The organism is Corynebacterium macginleyi (assembly GCF_003688935.1).
Classification (GTDB): domain Bacteria; phylum Actinomycetota; class Actinomycetes; order Mycobacteriales; family Mycobacteriaceae; genus Corynebacterium; species Corynebacterium macginleyi.
Genome location: NZ_REGE01000046.1, coordinates 1 through 1,808, shown reverse-complemented (window position 1 = coordinate 1,808; position 1,808 = coordinate 1). Strand labels below are relative to the sequence as shown.

General features: G+C 56.6%; 2 pseudogenes. Both read left to right on the top strand.

Annotated features, from left to right (window positions below):
- A pseudogene (locus D9V82_RS12870) lies at positions 1–170 on the top strand (IS256 family transposase); the annotation flags it as partial.
- Between the two features lie 334 nt (positions 171–504).
- Positions 505–1,681 (top strand): annotated as a pseudogene (locus D9V82_RS11895) (IS256 family transposase); the annotation flags it as partial.
- Between the last annotated feature and the right edge of the window lie 127 nt (positions 1,682–1,808).

Below are 1,808 nucleotides of genomic sequence, written 5' to 3'. Positions count from 1 at the left end.
TGATGATCTGCAATATCGAAGACAAACGAGCCTTAAAGAGAGCCAAGCAAGGCAAACGGGCCTCAGCTACAGCCAGCAGGCTCGTGGAAGGAGCGCGAGTATCCGGTTGGAAACAAGCCATCAACCAAATGGCCGTGGCCTTTCCCGACCGCTTCGACAAATACCTATAAACCTAACCCCACACACAAACAACTTGACACGCTCGAGCCGTGCACCGCGAAGCCTCGGCCTGGCCACTGCCTAGCAGGTCACGGCGTTGACGAAGGGCTGACCGCGGGAAGTCTCGACCCGTCGGGCTCAGACCCACCTGCTACCGGATGCTCCCTCAGACGCTACCAGATACTCACCACACCGCTACCATTTCAGTCTTCTGAACATCGTACCCGGTTGCGTCCCTTAGTGTGGTGTAACGCTTGCTGATGGTGAGCCCCGGAAATAGTGGGGCGGTCACCGTCAGTTAACCTTTCGACTCAACTACCACATCTCACCGAAAGGCATATGACGATGACCGCTGCACCACATTCTATCGACCCTGCAACCTATCTGGAAGATTTGCTGGCCCAAGCCTCTCCTGATTTGATGGGGCAGATGCTGCAAGGGTTTATCAACCAGATCCTCTCCACTCAAGCTGACAGTGTCTGCAGCTGACAGTGTCTGCGGTGCCGAATACGGTGTCGCCTCCGCTGAGCGGGTCAACCACCGCAATGGGTATCGCCACCGCGACCTTGACACCCGTGCCGGCACGATTGATGTGGCAATGCCGAAACTGCGCCACGGCGCGTTCTTCCCCGACTGGTTGCTCGAGCGCCGTACGCGGGCAGAACGAGCCTTATCGACCGTGATTGCAACCTGCTACTTTAAAGGCGTCTCGACCCGTAGGATGAATGATCTGGTAGCGACACTAGGCATTGCCAACATGTCGAAATCCCAAGTTTCACGCATGTCAGAAGAACTTGACGACATGGTCGCAGACTTTTAAAAACCGCCCGCTCGATCCCGGCGGGTACGCCTTTGTGTCGTGTGACGCGCTGACGATCAAAGTCCGTGAAGGCGGCCGGGTGGTCACATGCTCAGTGCTGCTTGCCACCGGAGTCAACGCCGACGGGTACCGCGAAATGCTCGGCATGCACGTTGCCACCACGGAATCCAACGCGTCGTGGAAAGGCTTCTTCCAGGACCTAAAAGCCCGCGGAATTACCGGCGTATTCCTTATCACCAGTGATGCCCACGAAGGCATCCAGCACGCCATTTCCGAAGTACTGCCCGATGCGTCGTGGCAGCACTGCCGCACCCTTTTCGCGAAGAACCTCTTAAGAAAAGGTCCCGAAAACACAGGTGGCCGATGGTCTCTGCGATGTTCCAGACGATCTTCGGGCAACCTGACGCCACATCCACCTGGTCCCAAGCCTGCGAGGTCGTCGACCTGCTGGAGCCGAAGTTCCCGCAGGTTGAGGCCTATCTGGAGGAATCACTCGATGAGGTACCGGCATTTACCGCAGCGCCGAAACCAGTCTGGACGAAAGTTTGGTCGAACAATCCCACAGAACGGTTAAACCGGGAGATCCGCCGGCCTACCGACGTCATCGGCATCCTCCCAAACCGCGAATCCATAATCCGGCTTGTCGGTGCGGTCCTAGCCGAGCAACACGACGATTGGATCCAACAAAAACGCTACATGGCATGAAGTGCCCCGAGTTTTGTTCCTAGGCATTTGCCTTGATTTCTATTATTCCCTGTTGCGGGGTCTTCTTCCAAAATTCGGTTTCCACCTCGACCGGGGTTCGATATCCCAGGCTTTGGTGGAGCCT